The following is a 21,221-nucleotide window of genomic DNA, read 5'->3' as shown; positions in this document are numbered from 1 at the left end:
ATTAATAAAAACACATAAATTTTTATTGTATTAAAATCATCATAGGAACTGTTTTTCTATTTGCAGGCTTTTTGGACGCCCTCTTTTCCGGGCAAATCTAGAGATAAAAAAAGATCTAGTAGAATAGCCATATACGGCTATTCTACTAGATCTTTTTTTATCTGTGGTATTTTTATAACTTTTAATTATAAAACGTCAAAACATTCTTTTGCTAATTTTTTAATAAATTTTTTAATTTCTTCTTCAGTTTTTTTATTATTTATAATTTTGTTTATTTCTTTTTCTTTTTCTTTTAAAAAAGTCATTGCTATAGACTCTTTAGTCTTATTTTTAATGAAAGTCTGCTCTATTTTTTTAGCTATCAGTTCTATTACATCGACTGAAACAGCATTCCCAGACTGCTTGTAAAGAGATGCATTTTTTACTTCTTTCGGTAATATATAACTTTCACCTATTCTAAATCCTTGGAGATTAAAACAATCCTTAGGAGATAACTTTCTTATGCCGTCATAAACTTTAATCAAAGGTACATTATGCCCGCCTGTTCCCATATTAGCTGTTAATGTTGGGCATACTCCAGATTGATTTTTTCTGACATACATACCTCTTCTAATTTGATAAATTTCATATAAATCCTGCATATCTTCATTTAAATTAATTTTTTCTTTCCTGTCACTATTTTCAAATTCTTCTTGAGTCATAAAATAATTTGGATATTTTTCTTTAGTATAGTAAAATTCTGGATTACTCTCTTTTGTTATACTATAATCCAATGTTTTACTCATTATTTCTTTTAATTCTTCCCTGCTTTTATCTGATACTTGAATATCTTCAAATGACCCGAAAGCTTCCGAATCAGCTTTATTTAAAAAACAAATTACAAAGATTCTTTCCCTGTTTTGAGGAAGATCGGTATATTTATAAGTATTTAAAACTTTATATTTTATTGTATAACCTAATTTTTCTATTTCTTCTTGGATAATTTTAAAAGTCTGGCCTTTTTCATGGCTTACAAGATTTTTTACATTTTCAAGAAATAAAACTCTCGGCTTGCCATGTCCCTTTGTTTCCAGTTGGTTTACAAGATTAATTACACTGTAAAACAATTCTCCTCTATGGTCAGAAAATCCTTTTCTATCTCCTGCTATAGAAAAAGCTTGGCATGGAAATCCACCAGTAAGAATATCTATTTTTTCTTTTGTAATTTCTATATTTTTCTTTTTAAATTCTTGATATTTTATCTCAGTTTTATCTTCTGTATAATTAACTAAATTATTAAGGATTAATTGTAATTCTACACAATCTTTAAATTTTTCTTCTGAATAATTATTTTTTACTATTTTTTTTTGAATGCTGTCTGTCAGCTCAAATCCACCTTTCATAGCTTTAGCAACAAAGAAAGGGCTATCCAGCTTTTTCACAGCATCTTTTACTATTTTTATATCAAACTCAAGTTCAGTTGCACCAATTTTTTTAAGCTCTTCAGATCTCTCTAATAAAAATTCTCTTTCCTTCCTTACAATCTCTGGATTGAGTATTTTTTCAATATCTCCCTCTATCAAACTATGATTGAAATTTGCTTTATAAGTTTTACATGCATCTTTATCCATTTCATTTGCAAAGGTTAATTCAAAATGTTCGCTGGCCCTTTTAAAACCAAGACAAACTCCTCCAACTCCCGCAAACAAACTTCCTACTTTATATTTCATAATATCACCGTACCTTTATTCTTTTATTATATCATATTAACCGAAAAAAGGTATTACTTTTTTTCAATTTTTTCTAATATTATTTTTTTCAATTTATCACTAAAGTTCTTTCCTTCACAACTCTCTATATATTCTAAAATATATTTTTCGCATTTCTTAAATTTTATACTTTTTATAGTATATTCTGCTTTTTCTTCATCAGATTTCTTAGGCCTTCCGGCACCATCTCTAGCTCCGCCTTTCATAATCCTCCAATCTTGGTATAATAGATTTAATTCTTGAAAATAATCTATATTATATTATAAAATTAAATAAATATCAAAATAAATAAATAAAAAGTAGTATGGAGTAAACTATTGAGTTTCTCTATATATTACTAAATATTTTATCGGAAGTCATAAAAAATATGAAGGAGATACTTTTCCAAATATCCAACTTCATGCATACATTTTATATAAACTGAAGGTCCAGTTTTATATAACCATAAAAAACTAAAAAAAGTTCTTTTATAGTAATTATTCTTCAATATCTTCTGATAATAGCTCTTGCACTAAGTCTTCTCTTATATAAGGTCTCTGATTGCCTTTAAGTCCAGCTTTATCTATATTATCAATATTATCTAATTTAAACTTCTCATAAGCTCCTGTTTCAGCAACTGTAATTTTAAAATGTTCATTGTCTAGTTTAGTTATCTTTAAACTGTCAATCCCGAGCTCATTTAGTAGTTCCATAGTTGCAACTTCTCTATTTTTAAGACCTAATACATCATTAAGTATCCATTCTCCAAGTGCACCTTGAGGATTGGTTTGTAAACTTTTCCCGTTTTGCTGCTTTATTCTTCCTCTCAATACTCTTCCATCAGGTAAAATCAAATCAAAGTCACTTAATTTAACAGCCTCACTATCAAAAGCATCTATACCAAAAAACTTTGGGAAAACTCTATGTATCCAAGTGCTGATTCTAATTTCTATTTCATACTCTGGACGCGGTGTATTACTTCCTTTATTCTTAGATTTTGCATGTCGAATATTTACACCGGAGCAATCTGAGACGATTCCTCCATCTTTTTTATCTTGATAAAGAGGAAGGTATATTTCTTCAAATATAGTTTCTTTATTTTTTTTAGGAAGTTCAATCATTCTTATAAGCTCAAAAGGATCATCAAATTGTTCGATTTTAATCTGTGCTATTATTTCCCCTTTTGAAGCATCAAATTTTTTCTGTAATACACTCTTACTTCTATAAAATTTATATTCATTTTTTTTATCTTTGAAATTATAGGTTTTTCCATTAGTGTCAATAAGCTCAAGGCTGTCAATATCTATTAAATCATACGGTGCTTCTACAATATTCATAATATCATCATCACGAGTGATGTAATGATATACATCTCTATCTGTTTTATATAAACGTTTATCAAGCATTATACGTTCATTTCTAAATTCTGAAACCTTCTTTATAACTTGCTCTGGTGTACCCTTCTCTATTAGTGGTGCTATAAAGTCTGGAGCTAATTTATTAAACTCAGCTACCTTTTGATATGTATGGTCTCTTGTATGCATCCATGTTTTAAGACCAATTCCCACTCTATCATTTTTCCAGGTTCCAAGTGCATCAAAAGCACTATTTTTTCTAGCTAAATCATCTACACTAAAAATTCTAGTAAAAAGTTGTTCATGATTTCTGTAATATAAATACGGCTTTCTGGCATTCGCCCCTTCTTTATTATCTTTAAATAAACCACTTAAAGCCCCGAATATTTCCAAATACTGAATATATTCTTCTTTTTCTTCCTTTAAAAATTTATTCCAAATAATATCCGCCATAATAACTCCTCCTAGTGCTAATATTGTTTCTGTTAATTTAAATTGTATTTGGATTACTATAACCCTTAAAAATATAGGGAATAGCTAGACAGCATATTAAATTTTAAAATATAATTTAATATTTCCTTTTCTATTTTTAGGTCCAAGGAAAAAGCTTAATTATAGCTTTTTATTCAGCATTTTCTCCACTTTTTTTACACACTCATCCAAGTTTTTCAGTACATTTTTACTCCAAAACCTCAATACAATCCACCCTGCATCCTCTAATTTTCCTTGAATTTCCTTATCCCTCTGCATATTTCTTTCTATCTTCGGAATCCAGTATTCACGATTGCTCTTAATATCTTGCTTTCTATTCTCCCAGTCAAATCCGTGCCAGAATTCTCCGTCAACAAAAATAACTGTTTTCTTTTTTGAAAAAACAATATCAGGTTTTCCTGGTAATTTTTTATAATTTTTAAAATATCTATATCCTTTTTTCCAAAGAGCTTTTCTCAGCATGACTTCAGCCTTTGTATCCTTCGATTTTATGGCTTTCATATTCTTTGTTCTTTGCTCGGGTGTCAAATTATCCATAATATTCCTTTAATTCATTTTCCCAAAATATATTATTTATGGCCGTTTTTATTTCCTCATATAATCCCATGGAGCTATTGGATTAGATGACTTCCATAATCCCAATTTATTTGATCTAGTATACTTCTCTGCACTCTCTAGATCCTTGTCTGTTTTAGCATAATTCTTATAACACCATGCATATCTATTGTTTCATTATTTATATCAAGACTAGCTTTATTTGTTCCATCTCATTTGGTAAAAAAATTGATTTATTTAAATATTTCTCCTTTAACTTTACTGTAGCTATAAAGTTTCGCTTTTTTTATGCAACTACTAAAAAGATAATCGCAATTATCATTGGAATTTTTAGCATAATGTGATAATTTTTGAATAAAAAAATCAATATTGACAATACAATCATAGGGATTATATATTCCAATTTTTCAATAAGATTGATTTCTAAATCCTTAAATAAAAAATCTATAATATAATATACTAATGTTAAAGAAATAAACAAATTTGCTTTTCCCATTAATTTCAAATCTGGTCTTTTGTATCCATTGTATTGATATCTATAACCTTCTTGACACATTATGAACACATATTCACTGTTATCTTTATTAAGAACACAATAATTTGAATCGATTGCTAATAAGGTTTTAATTATAAGTTCTTTTATTTTTTTTATTAAATCATCTTCATCTATTGCGCTTGCCATTATTCTCTTACTATGATTTTTCGATATGAAATTTAAAGTTTTTAAAGCCATCCCTTTAAAATTTTCAGCTGTAAATGTTAATTTATCATCGCCTAAAGTTGTCCCAAAATCATTTATTTCATTTCTAGCGAGTTGATGTTCATTCATAAATATTAACATCATTTGATATCCTAGAGATTGTTTTTTATCTATTATGTGCCTTAAATAATATTCATTATATTTTTGTTTTATAGAAAGTTTTAATTTTTCAAACATATTTTTACCTGCTTTTTTATATTTTTGGTTATATTATTTTCTTTTTTTATAGCTTCTAAAGTAAATTTATAAGACGTTGTTTCATCTTTGGTATTGGTATCTACTTTGCATATTTTAATCTCATTAAAGTCTGAAATACCATTTTGCCTTGCAAATTTTCCTATCGCAAGTTCCTTAGCTAATAAATTTTCATAATCTTTACTTTTATTCTTTGAAATTTTATTTGAAAATTTTTTATAATTTAATTTTATACTTTTAATATCGAAATCTGCCATTATTTACTCCCCTCCTACTCCCAACAAACCTTACAAGCTTCTAATCCTCTACCTCTAGCCTCTTCTACACTCATAGCTCTAGTATTCTTGTTATACCTACAACTCTCTCTATGATACTTTTTACCACTTTTAGTTATATACACTACATGTTCTATCTTTTCATTAGATTTATTTACAGTTATTTTTTCACCTATTATATCTTCCTTTAAAGATTTCTCAAATTCTTCAGAATTAAGATTTTGAGGTCTTTCTATTGTAATTCCTGTCTCTGTTGGATCTGAATATATAACTTTCAAATTTAGCTTTCCAAAGATAGAAACTGATAGTAATAAAAATAAAATTAATTTTTTCATAATTGATCTCCTTGATTATGGTCTTACTTATTTTTACCAAAAACTAATTTCATTTTTTGAGCTTTATCCAACAACCAATTATATCCTTCTACCCAACTTTCTTTGTTTTTAATATCAAATTCTTTATATATAATTATTTTGCTTGCTTTCTTATCAATGAGTTCTTGCCACTCTAAATTAAATTCCAATTCTTTTTCTATTTCTCTCTTTTTTTCAAAAAAATTACGATAACAATCTTTATCCCGATAAATATAAATTCCAACACCCAATTGTTTCGTTTTAGAATTTTCAGTTAAAAGTATATAATATAAACTACTTCCAGCAGAAAGATTATAGCAATTCTGAGATCTTACAGTTCGAAACTTCAGACTTGAATAATTATCTTCTCCATATTCTTTTAAGTTTGTCCAAAATTCTAGTTGAAGCTTTTTGGTATCTGTTAATTCTCTTTTCCCACTATTAGAGCTGCTCTTAATAACTTTAGCCCAATTGTTTGGACTTTCTAGAACACTAAACCTTGGAGCAGGTTGTGAATCTCCTATTTTCCAAACTTCTATTCTTATTAAAAACATATTAATCTTCTCATCTAAATGATTATTTAACCATTCTATCGCCTTTTTATGTTCATCCTTCGCATCTTTAACTAACCATATAATAGTCTCTGCATCATATCCTGAGGCATAGGTGATTATCTTTCCTAGATGATCATGATCCGTTCTTTCTAGTTGATTTTCTATAATTATCTTACTATCTGTACTACTATCCCTTGCTAATATATCTACATTAAATGAACCTACACTTGCCTCTGTTTCTATCACTTCTATATCTATTCCAATTGTATCTGATAGAAGATCTATATTTTTCTCTTTTGCGAGCCACTTGGTAAAATCAATAGCTTCATGTTTCCATACATCTCTTAATTCAACTTTTTCTAATTTTCCTAACATGAATATCTCCTCCTAATCATTATCAACAGCTTTTAAAGATCTAGCTCCACTTCCAATAGAAGTAGCTTGGTATTTTCTGTGAAATTCTAGCTTAATTTCTGATTCAAGTTTCATGGTAGTTTTAGCTTTAATATAATATACATTTGCACCGTGATTTCTTATATATAAATATCTATCATTATCCCAAATATATTTTAATTCAGAATCTTTTTTTAGAGTTTTTCCACTCAAGTTTTTTTCTATGTTACTCAATACGGCTTACAAACCATACAAGCTTCTAATCCTATTCCTCTAGCCTCTCCTACACTCATAGCTGTAGTATTCTTGTTATACCTGCAACTCTCTCTATGGTACTTCTTACCACTCTTGGTTACATACACTACACTTTTTACATTTTATATCTTCTTTTAAAGCTTTCTCAAATTTCTTAGAATTAAGTTTTTGAGCTCTTTCCATTGTAATTTCTGCGTCTCTTGGATATTTACAATTTCTTTTCAGTAATTACTTTCACAACCCTACCTTCTACCTTTACCTGTTTTATCTCTTCATCAATTATGTATTTATCTTCATAATTGGAATTTAAACTCTTTAAAACTATTATATTTTTTTTAGGACACTGAACTTGTTTTATATAAGTTTCGTCATTATAAGTTATTACATATATTTTTCCAGCAACATAATCATTTAACTGTGGATCTACTACTACTATATCTTCATCATTGATAAGTGTAGCCATGGAATCTCCATTTACCTCTACAAGAAAAGAATCGGAGCTAAAGCCATCATTTATAACTTTTTTATATTTAAGAATGGTCTCTAAATTAAGGTATCCTTTTCCAGTGGAAGCTACCCCGTATACAGGGAGTTCTACGACCTTAACGCCTGTATATTCAGCTTGACTATCTTTAATTTCCATTTCCTCTTTAAAATCTTCTTCTTCTAAATATCCAACTATTTTATATAACTCTTTATAGTCAATTCTTAAAGCCACTGCTAATTGTCTTAAGAAAAATGGATTTATTTTTAAAATTTTACCCGCTTCAATTCTTGAGAGAATAGTTTTTTGTATCCCAGCTTTCATAGCTAATTGGTTTAATCCAAATTCTCTTTTTTCTCTTAAAGTTTTTATATAAATTGCTAACTTTTTTCTTCCTTCTTCGCTAACCACAAATTCTGACATAATAACTCCTCCTTTTCTCATTATAATTTTACTCAATAAAGTCACAAATGTGAACTAATTGAAAAATATGTGTTGACATTTGTGTCTTTTTAGGTTAAATTTATAGTGTTAACATATGTGGACAAACTAGGAGGGGATTGCACAATGCTTGATAAAATAAAAATTAAATGTATTAACAGAGGTCTTACAATGACTGAATTAGCTATGAAATTAGGGATTTCTAGGGAATATATGTATAGAAAAATCAAAAGCAAAGACAACGATTTTTTAAAAAAAACAGAAAAAATTTTAAACCAACCAGACACGTTTGTGTCTGAATTATAGATTGATTTATAAATTTTTATTTAATAACAGGGGGGAACTATGGAAATTTCAAATGCTGTGGTTATAAAAAGTGTATTTAGGAATAAAAAGAAGATAAAAAAGAATGAATTTATAAAGAAAGTAAAAAAAATTTCATATGATCTTACTCCTAATGGAGAAAAGCAGTACAAATTATTTTGAGGGAGGGAAATTATGGCTAGACCAGAATCAGCTTTATCTTTAGAGCTGGAGAGAAGTATGAATATGCAGGTGCGAGTATCAACCTTTGAAGAACATCTGAGACATGCTCAAATGATAAGTGATTTAGACCGTGAAAGAAGGGTGAAAAGTTTTAACTTAAATAAATGAAATGAGGATATGCAGAAATCATTTAGTAAAACCAGATCTGGTATTTTGGAATTAAAAGATTTTTTATCCATGAAAGAAGCTCTAAAAGAATTAGATCAAAAAATAATAAAATTTAATGATACATACCTTAAGAAGAGAAAAGAAATAGATGCTTTAGAGATCGAGTACGATACTTTAAGTAAAGAATTAATTCTATGGCTCTTAAAATATGCTGTTAATTGTAGGGAGAAGCTAAAAGTAGAAAATTATAATATTGAGAAAAAACTTATTAAAGAGAATTTAGACATAAAGAGAGGGAAGTTATGAAAAGAGATAATATAAAGTATACAATTGGAGAAGTCCAGCAACATAAACTTATAGAGTTTGGTTTGGATATAAAAGATGCTTTTATTATTTCTTATTTAAAAGATATGAAAACTTGGAAAACCATCCTTGAAAAATCTGTAGATGGGGATAATTATATGTGGGTTGACTATCAAAAGTTATTAACCTATCTTCCAGCATTAAAGATAAACTCAAACGATGTATTATCTAGAAGGTTAAAAAAATATGAAGCTCTTGGATTGATAAAAAGACATCTTCATAAAAATTTAGTTTATGGATCATATAACTTTATATTTCTAGAGGAAAAGTTCAATACCTTGTTTGAATTCAATAAGATAGAAGATAATGAAGATGAGATAGAAGAGATGAAAAAAAAGATGGGTCTTCTAGGTCAACAAACTCCGCACCCGACTCAAAAGTCGTGTGGTTTCGACTCAAAAGTAGCCTCTACGCCGTCTCAAAAGTCGTCTGATAATACTCCCATAAATATACTCCCACAAAAAGATAGTAGTAGCACAAAAGGAAATCCTGCTGCTGCTTCTGATGAAATTATTTTAAAAACCATAAAAGAGTTGATAGTTAGAAATGGATTTAAAAACTATAACTCCCAAACCCTAAAAAATATTAAAAATTATTCCAAGGGATCTGTAGGCGAAGTTGAAAAAGTGATTGAATTTATGAAATCAAAGAATAAACCTCTAAACTCTAAAATTTTAGTAGCTATTTTAAAAGATAAAGATCATCGGATAGTTGAGTCGATAGATCTTAAGAAAATCACTAGGAAAGAAAAAATAACCTTCATGGTTAAAAATCTAGGGGAATCTGAAATTAGATCTATGAGAAATTCAATTTTAAAAAATATTGGGTATGAGTGCCAAGGTGTAGATGATGATCTTGGGAACCAGCTCTGCAAAAAATATAATAAATTAAAAACTCAAGAGGTATTATATGAAAAAAAAAGTGAGAAGGTGATTGTCTAATGGGAAAAGTAATTCTATTTAAAAATAATAAGGGTGGAGTAGGAAAATCGTTACTTACATTTTGGACCGGACATATTTTATCTTCCCTTGAAAACCTTCATGGAAAGAAAAATAAGGTGTTAATTCTTACATCAGATTCTCAAAACAATATCTTGCAGCTTGCAGGTATTGATACGGGGTATGGTAAGGGATTAGAGGGGTATATTGAGGATGGTCATGGAGAGCTCATGAGGTTACGGGAAGGGTTACTCTATATCCCACTGACTACTACAAGGATTAAATCTACATTTGAAGATAAATTTTTAAAGTTAATTGAAATTTTTAAAAAACAATATGATTATATCTTAATTGATGGGTCTCCAGTACTGAAACTAGATGATATATTTTTAGATGTCAGTGATAAAGTGGTTATTCCCACATTTCTGGATAATGTGACTACTAAAGGGATGGTCAATCTAATTAAAGAAATTGGTATTGAAAAAATAGCTATGGTGGTTCCTAATCGAGTTGGTAGAAGTAAGATGGAAAAAGAACATCTAAAAATGCTTAAAGATAATTTAGATAAGGGAGGAATTCAAGTTCTAGATCCAATCTTTCAATCTTCAAAAATTATGAAATTAACAGAGAAAGGGAAAACAATCATGGAAACTAAAAGTATTCAATACAAAACCATACAATCTACCTTCGTAAAGATCGTAAAGGGGGTGATGTAGTGGATATCTTTGGAGAACTACAAGAAGTAATAAAAAAGGATATCTATGTTTCTAATTTTGATTTCGGAAGTTACGAAATTGAAGAAAAAGATATTGAATTTATAAAGAGTAGTGAGCAAAAACTAAGGAAAAGCTTCATGGCTATAAGTAATTCTCTATATGATATTTGTACAGTGCTTAATCAGGTATCTTTAAAATTTAAAAACTCCGGAGATTTTATGAAATGGTATCAGGCCAATGGTTTAAATAAAGATAACATTTCAGAATTTAACAAAAGGTTTATTTTGTTTAATGAATTTAAAGAAAAAAAGGATCTTATTTCTTCTCTTTCTAACCAGGCGGTAAAACTCTTAACCCATAAAGATGTAACTTACAGCACCAGAGAAAAGATCATTAAAGAAAACATTACTAAAGCCCAAACCATTAAACAACTACTGAGATCTGTGAAAGATCAAGGTATTCTTGAATTTAATGATAAACCTAAAACACATATAAATTTAAAAAAGTTTGAAAAAATGAAAAATAACCTGACAAAGGTTAAAAATTCAAAAGAACTAAAAAATATAAAAAGTGAGATAGATATCATTGAAAAATATTTAAAAGAGATAAATCAAATAGTAAAAAATAAAGAGAACGAATTGGATAAGAAAAATAATTAATTATCATTACCATAAGGGAGGGGGACTATGACCGATAGAAATCAAGAATATTTAGGAGAACTATTGTCAAAGATTCAAAAGAATGAAATCAAATTAAGTAGTAATTATAAGGGGATGAACTTAGATCTAAAGGGTTCCGTATGCAGCTTAAAGATAACATATGATTTTAAATTTAATGTCAGTGATCTTGAACAAATTTTAAAAAATAAAGCACTTAATAACTAGTAACCAACAACTTAAAAATTAAATCTAAATAAATTAGTAGGGATTAACCTAAAGGTTTATTTATAAAAGTAAGATTAATTTTTAAATAACAATAGATAGTGAGCATAATGACTCAAAGTCTGTTAGAAAAAGCAATTAAATATTGCTTTCTTTTAGCAGGCTTTTTTTTATCGTTTTTTTTAGGAGGTAATAATGAAAAATAAGGAAATTAAAGCAATTAAATTTATCAGTGAGAATATTGGATTTTTAACTATATTAACCCTGTTCATTGTGTTAAATCAAGCAAGTCTGGCTTCTGGAGCAGGGCTTCCATTTGAAGGACAATTAGATAAAATAATGGAATCTATTACAGGTCCAGTAGCTAAATCACTTGCAATTATTGCAGTTGCGTCTTGTGGTCTTGCCATGGCATTTGGAGAAATGGGTGGTGCGATGAAAAAATTAGTAAACATAGTATTTGGTATTTCCATAGTATTTGCAGCAACAAGCTGGGTTCCTACATTCTTTGGATTCTCAGGAGGAGTAGGATTTTAGATAGGGAGGTAGAGAATTATTATGTGGAAAACAAATATTAAAAAAACTAAGGATAAGGTGGAGCTTTCTCCATCTAGTCCTTGGAATGACAGATATATGAAATTATCAAAATCAGTAAGAAATTGGCAATTAGCATTTTTAAGCATGGTAATAATGTTTAGCATTAGTCTATTTGTGACTCTTCGTATATCAACAAAAGCATCATTTGTACCCTATATAGTTGAAATAAAAAAAACTGGTGAAGTAACAAATATTGTGAGACCTCTTGAAAATAAATATAGTATTTCAGATGTTCAATACAAACATTATTTAAGACAATTCCTAATTAAGATTAGATCCATACCATTAGATCCTGTTTTATTTTCAACTGAATATAAAGAAGCTCTTAAGTATACCAGTCTAGAAGCCAAAACAAAATTAAAGAAAATATATATGGAAGACAACATTAATCAAAGATTTAAAGATAAGGAGAGTAGAAATATTCAAATTGCTTCCATAGTAAAAGTTCCAAATACTAATTCATTTAAAGTTAGATGGAAGGAAACAAGCTATAGGGAAGGTGGAATATCAGATAGAGCAAACCAAGAAGGGATTTTTAGTTTAAAATCTATCCCTGCCAATACAGAAGCAGAGCTGATTATTAACCCATTAGGGATAACAATAACAGATCTATCTATAAATCAAGATTTTTAAGGAGGATTAAATTTGAGAAAGAAATTGTTAATTTTAATGATTGCTATTAGTAGTATTACTTCATTTAGTGAAGATTTTACAATGGTAAAAAGTAGAATACAAAGCGGCTTAAAGCAAGCGAAGGCAAATATAAAAACAACTTTTGTCTATAACAAGAGCGATTCGTATAACATCTATGGGAAGCTTGGATATTTAACTTCTATCAATCTTAACAAAGATGAGGAGATTATCTTCATAGGAGCAGGAGATACCTCTAGGTGGGGGCTTGAGACTGTTTCAACACCTAATGGTTCAAGGGTATATATAAAACCATTTTATAAAGATATAAAAACTAATATAACAATTCAAACAGATAAAAGGGAATATAACATCTTAATAAATTCATCTACTAATCAATGGAACTCAGTTGTTGAGTTTGATTACCCCCAGCAAAAGTTGGAATTAAAGAGAAATAAAGAAAAAATAAAGCAAGAGCAGGCAGCTAAAGATCGAAATGAGCTAACAACTGTAAATACTGAAAGTATTAATTTTAGATATAAAATATATAGTCATAAATTAGAGATTGCACCTACTCAAGTATTTGATGATGGGAATAAGACTTTCTTTGTTATGAAAGATATTATGCAGGAAGCACCATCTTTATTTTTAAAAGATGGTAAAGATCTAAAATTAGTTAATTATAGGGTGAAAAATAACTATTATATCGTAGATCGGTTAGGAAAAGAGTTCATATTAAAGCTGGGTAAAAAAAGTGTGAGAATTAAGAAAAAATAGGAGGCTATATGGAAAAGGTAGAAATTAAAGGAGTTCACATTTCAAAAAAGATGGTTGTACTGACAGCTTTAGGTGTAATTCTTGTATTTATCCTTCTTTTAGTCCTTAAACCATCTAAAAAAGAAGTGGTAAAAGTAGTTGAGACTCAAGTAATTGAGAAAATAGAGGAAGATATAGGATTACCTGGGGACTATGTGGAACAAAAAGAATGGGAAAACCAAGGAAAAGAAATTGAAAGTTATGAAAAACCTCCTGAAGATGGATATCAAAATAATTATGAACAAGAGGTTCCATCATACTATGCTGATCAGGAAGAACAAAAGAGATTAGCTGCTATTGAATTAGCTAAAGCAAGTAAAATAGGCTTTATGAATTCTGGTTCAGATTATTCTAAAAAAAATATTAAAGAAAAAAAAGAAATGGATGCAGTTAATGAAACTAGCCTAGGGTTTTACAACACAAATTATCTGAAAGCAAGGGAAGAACTCCCGTTAAAAGACCTAGAGGTAAAACAAGGAACTATTATTCCGTCGGTGACTATCTCTAAAATAAATAGTGATCTTCCAGGAGATGTAGTAGCTCAAGTTTCTGAAAATGTTTATGATTCAAAAACAGGAAACTACTTACTAATACCTAAAGGATCTAAACTCTATGGGAGTTATTTATCAGATATTAACTTTGGGCAGGAAAGAATAGGGGTAAATTGGGATAGAATAATTTTTCCAAATCAAAAATCTATAAATTTAATCGGAATGGCTGGTATTACTTCTTCAGGAGAAAAAGGGTTAAAAGATAAGGTAAACAATCATTATGGGAAATTACTGCAAGGTATTGTATTTTCAAGTGTATTAGCTACAACAACTTCAATTGTCACAGATGATAATGGTAGCGATGACGACGATAGGAGTTATTTATCAATTGCAGGGGAAACAGCATCACTTGAAACAATCAAAGTTGGGAACAAAATTGTTGAGAGAAGCCTCTCAGTAGACCCAACAATAGAGATACGAAATGGAATGAAGTTCAATATCTTAGTGAATAAAGATATTATTCTTTCAGAGTATGAGCTCTAAATCATAGAGATCTTAGAAAAAATGTCTTGGAGGTAGTGAGTGGCAATAAAAAAAAAGAAATTATCAATAGCTGTTATCTTGATGACTTTTATCTCTACTTTACAGTTTGCAACCCAAACATATGCTAAGTACACCAATTATCATAGGAGTTTAGGTAATCCCTTATTAGTTATAAGGTCAATTCCTGTCTATCATTTTTATAGTTTTTTCATATGGGGAATAAAAGGATTCTTTAAAAATACCCCCATAGCTTTTGATAGGAGTATAAATTCTATATTTTTATCTGCCTTAATCGGGTTTATTATTCTAATTCTACTAAATAAAAGTAAAAAGCAATTAGATTCACATGGTACTGCTAGGTGGGGAACAAAAGAAGATATAAAAAAAGCTGATCTATATCCAGATCCTAAAAAGATAAGAAATAGTTTGAAAAAAAGTGGAATGTGGGAGAGATACAGTAAAGTTCTTTCCGATGAAGAGTTAAAAAGAGATGGAGTAGTTTTAGGCTTAGACGACAAAAGAAATGAGATCTTAGATACCAGTGTTACACATATTACTCTCATGGCTCCTACAAGATCAGGAAAAGGTGTAGGTGTAATCATTCCTACCCTTCTTACTTGGAAGCATTCAACAGTGGTAAATGACATAAAAGGAGAGAACTTTCAGCTTACTGCTGCATATAGAGAAAAGGTATTGGGGCATAAATGTTTTAAGTTTGATCCAACTAATCCCTATGATAGTTGTAGATATAATCCTCTAAAGGAAATCAGAAAAGGAACAGTTTATGAATACCAGGATAGTATGGTCATAGCCGAGATAGTTTGTTCAGTAGAAAAAGAAGATCATTGGACTATATCAGCAAGAAAAATATTTTCAGGGGTATTGATGCATATTCTATATATCGAAGAGGAACCGACAATAGGTAAAGTTCTTAAATTTTTAACAGATCCTTCCAAAGATTTACAAGAAAAGATGGAGGAGATAATAGAGACAAAACATACAGATGATTCTACACTTTTTGAAAACATATATAACGATACAACAAAAGTTAAGATGGAGAACGAAGAGGGGGAAATTGAAGAGGTAGCAATGAAACATACTCATCCTAAAGCTTCAAGGGAAGCAGGAGACATAATCTCAAAGCCAGATAAAGAAAGAGAAAGTATTATGTCATCTTTAATCTCTATGCTTGGAGTGTATGCCGATCCAATAATAGATAAAAATACTTCTTCATCAGATTTTTCAATAAAAGATCTAATGAATGATGAGGTTCCTTTAAATCTATATTTAGTAACCCCACCAAAGGCTATAAAGATAACAGCACCAGTATTCAGATTGATAATAGCACAGATAATAAATGGTTTAACAGATGAAATGGATTTTTCAAATGGAACAGAGAATAAAGGGTTTAAACATAGATTATTACTGCTGCTGGATGAATTTCCGGCTTTAGGAAAGATTCCTATTATAGAGACTGCTTTAGCGTATATTGCAGGATATGGAATGAAAGCATTGATCATCACTCAGGATATCAACCAGATAAATAGATTATACACAAAGGATAATAGTATTTTATCAAATTGCCATATTAATATGTTTTTTACTCCAAGTAAAGGAGACTATGAAACACCAAAAATAATATCAAGTGCACTAGGAACTGAAACAATAGAATATCAAACTAAGTCTTTTAAAGGATTCAAGTATTTTTCCGATTGGAACCATACAGAACACATTGCATCGAGAAATTTACTCACTGTAGGAGAAGTTGGAACCTATGATATGGATAAAAGTTTAATCCTTGTAACAGGAGAACATCCGATTCAAGGGACTAAGGTTAGATATTTTAAAGATCCTAAGTATTTAAAAAAAATAGATAAGAAAATTTTAGATAAAATAGTTAAAGAAAAAGAGGCAGCGGAACAGCCAACAGATCTATAAATTTAAACAGATAAATAATAAAAATGAATTTCGGAACTTCCGAAATGGAGGGAAATATATGAATGAAACAACTCAGGAAAAACAATTAACTCCCCTAGAAAAACTGGAAATTAAAGAACAAAAACTCCTGATTGAAAAAAATAGGATTATAAGATTAAAAAAAGAGCTATTGAAAAAAGAGGAGATTAAGCAGGAAAAGGCATTGATAAATTTTGTTAAGAGCACCGATATATTCAAAACATTTTCAGAATCTAAGGAGAACAAAAAAATAATCTTCGGAGGCATCATCCATGCTTTTAACGCTATTGAAAGTAGTAATATCTCTGAAACAAATACTTTAAAAAATCTGGTGAATAATCTAGAGAAGAAAAACTAGGGTCGAGGAGAGAAATATGATTAATTTATCACTTTTAAAAAGTGCTTTAGGAGATAAAATTTCAACCTATCTAGACGATAAAGATGTAATAGAAATAATGGTTAACCCGGATAAAAAGCTTTGGATAGATACTCTTTCAAAAGGAAGGATCTTTACAGGAGAAATAATTCTTTCAGAAAATTCAAGAAAGATAATAAATATTGTTTCAACGACTAGTAATGAAGTTATGAATAAATTTAGCACCATTATCAGTGCTGAACTTCCAGGATGTGGATCTAGATTCCAGGGAATGATTCCACCTTCGGTTATTAATCCAAGTTTTACAATTAGGAAAAAAGCATCCATGGTCTTTTCATTGGATAGATATGTAAAAGATAAGATAATGACTCTGGAACAGATGAAAACAATCCAAAGGGCTATTGAAGAGAGGATGAATATATTAGTTGTTGGAGGTACTTCTACAGGGAAAACAACGCTAACAAATGCAATTATTGATGAGATGAAAAACTATAATGATCGAATTGTAATACTAGAAGATACACAGGAACTTCAATGTAACAATGAAGATCATGTATTCATGAGAACTACTCCACATACAAGTATGAGAGATCTATTAAAATCAACTATGAGATTCAGACCAGATAGGATTATAGTTGGAGAGGTAAGAGGAGGGGAAGCCCTTGACCTTTTAAAAGCCTGGAATTCAGGTCATCCAGGAGGTGTCTCAACTATTCATGCCAATGACAGTAAATCTGGATTAAATAAGTTAGAACAGTATATCCAGGAGATTTCATCTACACCTCAACAAAAGATGATTGCTGAAGCTGTGAATTTAATTATAAATATAAAAAAAGACGGACTTAGACGGAAGATACATGAAATAGTTAAAGTTAAAAAATATGAAAAGAATGAATATATATTAGAAAAAATAAATTAAGATGGAGGATTCGATGAAAGAATACCAAGTATGTAAAGCGATAACTAAAGAGCATACTTTAGCAGGAGGAGATAGAAAATTAGTTATTTTGAACTCAACATTAATAGCAATATTTATCTTGGGTTTTCAAAACATAGTGGTTATACCGGTGTTTCTTGTATTTCATGCTCTAATAATTGTTGCTACAAAAAAAGATAATGATTTTTTTAAAATTTTTATGAGGTACATAAAGACTAAAAAAAATTATTACCCATAGGAGGAGTATAACAAATGATATTTAAAGAATATTTAAATGAAGATAAATTGTTTAATTATATCCCATGGGGATACTTAATAAATCTAGATGTTGAAGAAGATGAGAAAAACAATCAATTAGGTCTTATGCTTAATAAAGATGGAACTTTACAGGTAATTATTAAATACAGGGGTCAGGATCTCGATTCTAGTCTGGATGATACTGTTGATTTAATATCCTATAAGATAAATGAATTAATGAAAAGGTTAGGTAATGAATATAGTTTCTATATAGAAGCCAGAAGAAAGAAAAGTAAAATATATGAAAGTCATATAGATAAAATTAATAAAATACCGCTCTATTTAATGGAATCTAAAAGAAAAGAAAGCTTTGAAAGCGGTAACCACTATGAGAGTGAATATTATTTTACCATTGTCTATAGCCCTCCAAAGGATAATTCCCAAAAGATAAGTGATCTATATATAACGAAAAATAAGGATGATGTGAAAGAAATTATTGCTAAGAAATATTTGGATGATTTTGTCTCAAAAATTTCTTTTTTCTTCAGTGAATTTTCTACATATTTTGTGGAAGCTAAACTATTAAATCAGCAGGAACTACTTACATATTTGCACTCAACGATATCTAAACAAAATATAGATATGACAGTCCCAACTTTAGAAACACCTATAGATTCTTATCTATATGACACTGAATTAATAGGAGGGTTAGAACCTAGATTAGAAGATGAATATCTAAAAGTAATTTCTATAAATAGTTTTCCAGATACTTCGTATTCTTGTATTCTAGACAGCTTAAACAGGTTGCCAATAAATTATAGGTGGGTAACCAGGTTTATCCCTATAGAAAAAGAAGAAGCTCTTAAAACATTGAATTCTCAATATAAGAAATGGTTTGGAGGAAGAAAATCTTTTTTCCAGCTAATACAAGAAACTTTTACCGGAAGAGAGACAGAGCACAACATCAATAGAGATTCATTATCAAAAGCTGAAGAAGTCCAGGAAGAAAAAGAACTTATACAAGGTGAATATGCGTCCTTAGGATACTATACCAATGTATTAATCCTTCAAAATAAAGATATTCAACTCTTAGAAGAGGATAGTAATTTAATACAGAAAGTCATAAATAGTATTGGGTTTACGTGTGTAGAAGAGAGTTTAAATAGTGTGGAGGGATATTTAGGCAGTTTACCCGGAAACTTTACATACAACGTAAGAAAACCCCTAATAAACTCTATATTTTTATCACATCTTTTACCTCTCAGCTGCGTTTGGCAGGGAGAACAAAGAAATAAACACCTAAAAGATACATCGTTAATAGCTACCAGTACTAGTGGATCAACACCATTTTATCTTAACTTACATCAGGGGGATGTGGGACATACAATGATTATTGGACCTACAGGAAGTGGTAAATCAGTATTATTAAATGCAATTACTAATAACTGGTTTAAATATGAGAAATCCAAGGTGTTTACTTTTGATAAGGGAGGCAGCTCTAGAGTCCTTACTAAAGCATTAGATGGTATCTTTTATGATCTGGGACATGAAGAAAATATTATTAGCTTTCAACCATTAAAAAATATAGATAAAGATATAGAATTTTGCCAAGAATGGTTAGAAAACATCTTTATCCAAGAGAAAATTGAATTAATTCCTGAAAAAAAGGAGCATATATATAAAGCATTATTAGATTTAAAGGAAACTCCTGTAGAACTAAGAACTATTTCTTCATTTGCAACATATCTTCAAGATGAAGAATTAAGGTTGGCTATAAAACCTTATACAAACCAGGGAATTATGGGGAAATATTTCGATTCAAATAATGAAAATATAGATCTGAATAATTTTTATACGGTATTTGAAATGGAAAAGATCTCAGATAATAAAACTGCCATTACCCCTATACTTTCCTATCTATTTTATAGGTTAGAACAATCTTTAGATGGGACTCCTACCCTTATAATCCTGGATGAATGTTGGTTATTCTTTGATAATGAGCAGTTCGAACAAAAGATCAGAGAATGGTTGAAAGTCCTTAGAAAGAAGAACGCCAGTGTTGTTTTTGCAACTCAAGAATTATCAGATATTATTAATTCAAATATATCTAATACTATAAAAAATTCATGCAAGACAAAGATTTTACTTCCAGATCCATTGGCACGACAAAATATAGACTTATATAAAAGCTTTGGTCTTAATGATCAAGAAGTGGAAATACTGTCTCAAGCAACTCAGAAAAAAGAATATTATTATAAAAGTGAAAAAGGGAATAGGTTATTTGAATTAGATTTATCTCAAATAGAACTTTCATATCTGGCAACCTCTAGTGAAGCTGACAATAAGAAGTATCAAACTTTAGAAAATTTGGAAAATAAAAATTTTAACATAGAATGGCTTAGGTATAAAGGTATTGAAAAATCAAATGAAATAGTTGAAAAAGTAATAAAACGAATTTCGGAAGTCCCGAAATGAGAAGGAGGAAAAAAGAGTGAATAGATTAAAAAATATTTTTCTAATGCTAATGGCTATGAGTACTATCGCCTTTGCTACTATACCAGTTTATGATCCAATGAATTATTTATTGGCTTTTGAACAAAAATTAAATCAAATAAATATGATAGAAAACCAAATAAAAGGCTATCAAAATCAAATAAAGAGTCTACAAAATGAAGCTAAACAACTTGCAACTCTAGATAGAAGCTTAAGTGTAAATAGCTTACAAAGCTTACAGCATTCACTTCATCAAATAATACGGTTAAATAATTCTACAAAAAGTGTTATTAAGAGGTCTGAGGATCTAACTAATAAATTTTTAGTTCTATTCCCTCAAAATCCTGATACTTCCATGTCTGTAGATGACTTAAATAATAAAAGTAAAGAAATTGCTGATGAATTAAATAATAGTGTTTACGATGCACTAAATACTTCTTTAGTAGACCCGGAAAAATATAATAATGATTATGAAAGAGTCAATGCTTTAGTAGAATCTGCTGGTAATTCAGAAGGAAGTTTGCAAGCTCTACAATCCGCTAACCAGATAGCAGGGTTAAGTGCAGGACATTTAATGGAGTTAAAGCAGTTACAAGCTCAGGAGATAAAGTTATTAGGAACTATAGAAGCAAGTAAACAAGAGAAAGAAAGAATCCATAAGGAAACCAAAAAAAAATTAATGGATGAGTATTTAATAAAAAATAGAAAAGAATCAGAAACAGGAAATTTAGAGATAGGAAAATTTAAATAGGGG

29 protein-coding genes are annotated in these 21,221 nt (G+C 29.4%); 18 read left to right on the top strand and 11 right to left on the bottom strand.

Annotation, left to right across the window (positions count from 1 at the left end; genetic code table 11):
- Nucleotides 1-185 precede the first annotated feature (185 nt).
- From dcm to DYH56_RS05700, 11 genes are all read right to left on the bottom strand, one after another.
- Nucleotides 186-1,709: a DNA (cytosine-5-)-methyltransferase gene (gene dcm, locus DYH56_RS05750; RefSeq protein WP_199532980.1), complete on the bottom strand. Its 1,524-nt coding sequence runs from the start codon at nt 1,707-1,709 to the stop codon at nt 186-188.
- Between the two features lie 53 nt (nt 1,710-1,762).
- Nucleotides 1,763-1,954, bottom strand: coding sequence for a hypothetical protein (locus DYH56_RS05740; RefSeq protein ID WP_114641911.1), 192 nt, complete (start codon nt 1,952-1,954; stop codon nt 1,763-1,765).
- A gap of 270 nt (nt 1,955-2,224) precedes the next feature.
- A complete protein-coding gene (locus tag DYH56_RS05735) occupies nt 2,225-3,535 on the bottom strand; it encodes an NgoFVII family restriction endonuclease (protein ID WP_114641910.1) in 1,311 nt (436 codons plus the stop codon).
- Nucleotides 3,536-3,694: 159 nt separating this feature from the next.
- Complete coding sequence (locus DYH56_RS05730; RefSeq protein ID WP_114641909.1) at nt 3,695-4,111, bottom strand: very short patch repair endonuclease; 417 nt, start codon at nt 4,109-4,111, stop codon at nt 3,695-3,697.
- Between the two features lie 304 nt (nt 4,112-4,415).
- Nucleotides 4,416-5,066, bottom strand: a complete 651-nt coding sequence (locus tag DYH56_RS05725) for a hypothetical protein (protein ID WP_114641908.1) — start codon at nt 5,064-5,066, stop codon at nt 4,416-4,418.
- On the bottom strand, nt 5,051-5,341 hold the full coding sequence (locus DYH56_RS05720; protein WP_114641907.1) for a hypothetical protein: 291 nt from the start codon (nt 5,339-5,341) through the stop codon (nt 5,051-5,053). Before DYH56_RS05720 ends, DYH56_RS05725 begins: the two co-directional genes overlap by 16 nt.
- Before the next feature lie 14 nt (nt 5,342-5,355).
- A complete protein-coding gene (locus DYH56_RS16120) occupies nt 5,356-5,694 on the bottom strand; it encodes a hypothetical protein (protein ID WP_199532979.1) in 339 nt (112 codons plus the stop codon).
- 23 nt (nt 5,695-5,717) lie between these two features.
- Nucleotides 5,718-6,641, bottom strand: coding sequence for a DUF4268 domain-containing protein (locus tag DYH56_RS05710; protein WP_114641906.1), 924 nt, complete (start codon nt 6,639-6,641; stop codon nt 5,718-5,720).
- Nucleotides 6,642-6,653: 12 nt separating this feature from the next.
- Entirely contained in the window at nt 6,654-6,893 is a 240-nt protein-coding gene (locus DYH56_RS05705) for a hypothetical protein (RefSeq protein WP_114641905.1), read from the bottom strand.
- Nucleotides 6,890-7,021 (bottom strand): crossover junction endodeoxyribonuclease RuvC, encoded by a 132-nt coding sequence (locus DYH56_RS16355; RefSeq protein ID WP_147269593.1) that lies wholly within the window; start codon nt 7,019-7,021, stop codon nt 6,890-6,892. Before DYH56_RS16355 ends, DYH56_RS05705 begins: the two co-directional genes overlap by 4 nt.
- Before the next feature lie 101 nt (nt 7,022-7,122).
- Nucleotides 7,123-7,821, bottom strand: a complete 699-nt coding sequence (locus DYH56_RS05700) for an XRE family transcriptional regulator (protein ID WP_158539072.1) — start codon at nt 7,819-7,821, stop codon at nt 7,123-7,125.
- Between the two features lie 144 nt (nt 7,822-7,965).
- On the opposite strand from DYH56_RS05700, the gene DYH56_RS05695 reads away from it, so the two are divergent.
- The 18 genes from DYH56_RS05695 (at nt 7,966) to DYH56_RS05620 (ending at nt 21,218) form a co-directional block, all read left to right on the top strand.
- Nucleotides 7,966-8,145: a helix-turn-helix domain-containing protein gene (locus tag DYH56_RS05695; RefSeq protein ID WP_114641903.1), complete on the top strand. Its 180-nt coding sequence runs from the start codon at nt 7,966-7,968 to the stop codon at nt 8,143-8,145.
- A 39-nt stretch (nt 8,146-8,184) separates the two neighbouring features.
- Complete coding sequence (locus DYH56_RS15935; protein WP_158539071.1) at nt 8,185-8,325, top strand: hypothetical protein; 141 nt, start codon at nt 8,185-8,187, stop codon at nt 8,323-8,325.
- A gap of 12 nt (nt 8,326-8,337) precedes the next feature.
- Nucleotides 8,338-8,493, top strand: coding sequence for a hypothetical protein (locus DYH56_RS15930; protein ID WP_158539070.1), 156 nt, complete (start codon nt 8,338-8,340; stop codon nt 8,491-8,493).
- A 9-nt stretch (nt 8,494-8,502) separates the two neighbouring features.
- Entirely contained in the window at nt 8,503-8,799 is a 297-nt protein-coding gene (locus DYH56_RS05690; protein WP_114641902.1) for a hypothetical protein, read from the top strand.
- Nucleotides 8,796-9,797 carry a hypothetical protein gene (locus DYH56_RS05685; RefSeq protein ID WP_114641901.1) on the top strand — a complete coding sequence of 334 codons (1,002 nt, stop codon included), beginning with the start codon at nt 8,796-8,798 and terminating at the stop codon, nt 9,795-9,797. The genes DYH56_RS05690 and DYH56_RS05685 overlap by 4 nt, the downstream gene beginning before the upstream one ends.
- Nucleotides 9,797-10,510 (top strand): ParA family protein, encoded by a 714-nt coding sequence (locus DYH56_RS05680; RefSeq protein WP_114641900.1) that lies wholly within the window; start codon nt 9,797-9,799, stop codon nt 10,508-10,510. The genes DYH56_RS05685 and DYH56_RS05680 overlap by 1 nt, the downstream gene beginning before the upstream one ends.
- Entirely contained in the window at nt 10,510-11,169 is a 660-nt protein-coding gene (locus DYH56_RS05675) for a hypothetical protein (protein WP_114641899.1), read from the top strand. Before DYH56_RS05680 ends, DYH56_RS05675 begins: the two co-directional genes overlap by 1 nt.
- A gap of 27 nt (nt 11,170-11,196) precedes the next feature.
- Nucleotides 11,197-11,394 carry a hypothetical protein gene (locus DYH56_RS05670; RefSeq protein ID WP_114641898.1) on the top strand — a complete coding sequence of 66 codons (198 nt, stop codon included), beginning with the start codon at nt 11,197-11,199 and terminating at the stop codon, nt 11,392-11,394.
- Nucleotides 11,395-11,586: 192 nt separating this feature from the next.
- Nucleotides 11,587-11,928, top strand: a complete 342-nt coding sequence (locus DYH56_RS05665) for a TrbC/VirB2 family type IV secretion system protein (protein WP_114641897.1) — start codon at nt 11,587-11,589, stop codon at nt 11,926-11,928.
- 21 nt (nt 11,929-11,949) lie between these two features.
- Entirely contained in the window at nt 11,950-12,621 is a 672-nt protein-coding gene (locus DYH56_RS05660; protein ID WP_114641896.1) for a VirB8 family type IV secretion system protein, read from the top strand.
- A 12-nt stretch (nt 12,622-12,633) separates the two neighbouring features.
- Nucleotides 12,634-13,395: a TrbG/VirB9 family P-type conjugative transfer protein gene (locus DYH56_RS05655; protein WP_114641895.1), complete on the top strand. Its 762-nt coding sequence runs from the start codon at nt 12,634-12,636 to the stop codon at nt 13,393-13,395.
- An 8-nt stretch (nt 13,396-13,403) separates the two neighbouring features.
- Nucleotides 13,404-14,468 carry a TraB/TrbI/VirB10 family type IV secretion system protein gene (locus DYH56_RS05650; RefSeq protein WP_114641894.1) on the top strand — a complete coding sequence of 355 codons (1,065 nt, stop codon included), beginning with the start codon at nt 13,404-13,406 and terminating at the stop codon, nt 14,466-14,468.
- 39 nt (nt 14,469-14,507) lie between these two features.
- A complete protein-coding gene (locus DYH56_RS05645; protein ID WP_114641893.1) occupies nt 14,508-16,406 on the top strand; it encodes a type IV secretory system conjugative DNA transfer family protein in 1,899 nt (632 codons plus the stop codon).
- A 58-nt stretch (nt 16,407-16,464) separates the two neighbouring features.
- The gene (locus DYH56_RS05640; RefSeq protein WP_114641892.1) at nt 16,465-16,782 is read left to right on the top strand and encodes a hypothetical protein; all 318 of its coding nucleotides are present in this window, start codon (nt 16,465-16,467) and stop codon (nt 16,780-16,782) included.
- Between the two features lie 16 nt (nt 16,783-16,798).
- A complete protein-coding gene (trbB, locus tag DYH56_RS05635; protein WP_114641891.1) occupies nt 16,799-17,719 on the top strand; it encodes a P-type conjugative transfer ATPase TrbB in 921 nt (306 codons plus the stop codon).
- Nucleotides 17,720-17,732: 13 nt separating this feature from the next.
- Nucleotides 17,733-17,975: a VirB3 family type IV secretion system protein gene (locus tag DYH56_RS05630; RefSeq protein WP_158539069.1), complete on the top strand. Its 243-nt coding sequence runs from the start codon at nt 17,733-17,735 to the stop codon at nt 17,973-17,975.
- 14 nt (nt 17,976-17,989) lie between these two features.
- Entirely contained in the window at nt 17,990-20,449 is a 2,460-nt protein-coding gene (locus tag DYH56_RS05625) for a TraG/VirB4 family ATPase (protein WP_114641889.1), read from the top strand.
- Between the two features lie 16 nt (nt 20,450-20,465).
- Nucleotides 20,466-21,218 (top strand): hypothetical protein, encoded by a 753-nt coding sequence (locus tag DYH56_RS05620; protein ID WP_114641888.1) that lies wholly within the window; start codon nt 20,466-20,468, stop codon nt 21,216-21,218.
- The last annotated feature ends 3 nt before the right edge of the window (nt 21,219-21,221 follow it).

Source organism: Psychrilyobacter piezotolerans (genome assembly GCF_003391055.1).
GTDB classification, from domain to species: Bacteria; Fusobacteriota; Fusobacteriia; order Fusobacteriales; family Fusobacteriaceae; genus Psychrilyobacter; species Psychrilyobacter piezotolerans.
Note: the sequence above shows the minus strand (reverse complement) of the source record. Positions and strands in the feature narration are given on the sequence as shown.

What these genes read in the sequence shown, in the direction of transcription:
- dcm (WP_199532980.1), bottom strand. Translation starts at nt 1,709, where the DNA reads ATGAAATATAAAGTAGGAAGTTTGTTTGCGGGAGTTGGAGGAGTTTGT.
- DYH56_RS05740 (WP_114641911.1), bottom strand. Translation starts at nt 1,954, where the DNA reads ATGAAAGGCGGAGCTAGAGATGGTGCCGGAAGGCCTAAGAAATCTGAT.
- DYH56_RS05735 (WP_114641910.1), bottom strand. Translation starts at nt 3,535, where the DNA reads ATGGCGGATATTATTTGGAATAAATTTTTAAAGGAAGAAAAAGAAGAA.
- DYH56_RS05730 (WP_114641909.1), bottom strand. Translation starts at nt 4,111, where the DNA reads ATGGATAATTTGACACCCGAGCAAAGAACAAAGAATATGAAAGCCATA.
- DYH56_RS05725 (WP_114641908.1), bottom strand. Translation starts at nt 5,066, where the DNA reads ATGTTTGAAAAATTAAAACTTTCTATAAAACAAAAATATAATGAATAT.
- DYH56_RS05720 (WP_114641907.1), bottom strand. Translation starts at nt 5,341, where the DNA reads ATGGCAGATTTCGATATTAAAAGTATAAAATTAAATTATAAAAAATTT.
- DYH56_RS16120 (WP_199532979.1), bottom strand. Translation starts at nt 5,694, where the DNA reads ATGAAAAAATTAATTTTATTTTTATTACTATCAGTTTCTATCTTTGGA.
- DYH56_RS05710 (WP_114641906.1), bottom strand. Translation starts at nt 6,641, where the DNA reads ATGTTAGGAAAATTAGAAAAAGTTGAATTAAGAGATGTATGGAAACAT.
- DYH56_RS05700 (WP_158539072.1), bottom strand. Translation starts at nt 7,821, where the DNA reads ATGTCAGAATTTGTGGTTAGCGAAGAAGGAAGAAAAAAGTTAGCAATT.
- DYH56_RS05695 (WP_114641903.1), top strand. Translation starts at nt 7,966, where the DNA reads ATGCTTGATAAAATAAAAATTAAATGTATTAACAGAGGTCTTACAATG.
- DYH56_RS15935 (WP_158539071.1), top strand. Translation starts at nt 8,185, where the DNA reads ATGGAAATTTCAAATGCTGTGGTTATAAAAAGTGTATTTAGGAATAAA.
- DYH56_RS15930 (WP_158539070.1), top strand. Translation starts at nt 8,338, where the DNA reads ATGGCTAGACCAGAATCAGCTTTATCTTTAGAGCTGGAGAGAAGTATG.
- DYH56_RS05690 (WP_114641902.1), top strand. Translation starts at nt 8,503, where the DNA reads ATGCAGAAATCATTTAGTAAAACCAGATCTGGTATTTTGGAATTAAAA.
- DYH56_RS05685 (WP_114641901.1), top strand. Translation starts at nt 8,796, where the DNA reads ATGAAAAGAGATAATATAAAGTATACAATTGGAGAAGTCCAGCAACAT.
- DYH56_RS05680 (WP_114641900.1), top strand. Translation starts at nt 9,797, where the DNA reads ATGGGAAAAGTAATTCTATTTAAAAATAATAAGGGTGGAGTAGGAAAA.
- DYH56_RS05670 (WP_114641898.1), top strand. Translation starts at nt 11,197, where the DNA reads ATGACCGATAGAAATCAAGAATATTTAGGAGAACTATTGTCAAAGATT.
- DYH56_RS05665 (WP_114641897.1), top strand. Translation starts at nt 11,587, where the DNA reads ATGAAAAATAAGGAAATTAAAGCAATTAAATTTATCAGTGAGAATATT.
- DYH56_RS05660 (WP_114641896.1), top strand. Translation starts at nt 11,950, where the DNA reads ATGTGGAAAACAAATATTAAAAAAACTAAGGATAAGGTGGAGCTTTCT.
- DYH56_RS05650 (WP_114641894.1), top strand. Translation starts at nt 13,404, where the DNA reads ATGGAAAAGGTAGAAATTAAAGGAGTTCACATTTCAAAAAAGATGGTT.
- DYH56_RS05640 (WP_114641892.1), top strand. Translation starts at nt 16,465, where the DNA reads ATGAATGAAACAACTCAGGAAAAACAATTAACTCCCCTAGAAAAACTG.
- trbB (WP_114641891.1), top strand. Translation starts at nt 16,799, where the DNA reads ATGATTAATTTATCACTTTTAAAAAGTGCTTTAGGAGATAAAATTTCA.
- DYH56_RS05630 (WP_158539069.1), top strand. Translation starts at nt 17,733, where the DNA reads ATGAAAGAATACCAAGTATGTAAAGCGATAACTAAAGAGCATACTTTA.
- DYH56_RS05625 (WP_114641889.1), top strand. Translation starts at nt 17,990, where the DNA reads ATGATATTTAAAGAATATTTAAATGAAGATAAATTGTTTAATTATATC.